1 protein-coding gene is annotated in these 278 nt (G+C 37.4%); it reads left to right on the top strand.

Features of this window, described 5'->3' with window-relative positions:
* A partial coding sequence (locus tag C1E99_RS13775; protein ID WP_161951231.1) for a winged helix-turn-helix domain-containing protein occupies positions 1–278 on the top strand: 278 nt, incomplete at both ends.

The raw sequence follows: 278 nt of genomic DNA, 5'->3' as shown, positions 1-278 counted from the left end.
TCGCTACCAGCGTTTTCAAAAGGATAATGATCATAATGAATTAACAGTTGGGAATATGACTATTTTCTTGGATAATTGGAAAGTGACTTTGGATGGTCAGGAAATCAAATTGCCTAATCGTGAATTTGAATTGCTGGTTTATCTAGCAAAACACCCTAACCGAGTATTCTCTAAAGATCACTTGTTTGAAACCATTTGGGGATATGACTATGTTGGAGATAGTGCAACAGTTGCTGTTCATGTCAATCGGATCCGAGATAAATTGGGAGCGGATTTGA

Origin of the sequence: Streptococcus suis, from assembly GCF_002964045.1 — a bacterium.
Lineage (GTDB): Bacteria > Bacillota > Bacilli > Lactobacillales > Streptococcaceae > Streptococcus > Streptococcus suis_U.
The sequence above is the reverse complement of the archived record's forward strand: the minus strand, read 5'-3'. Positions and strand labels throughout refer to the sequence as shown.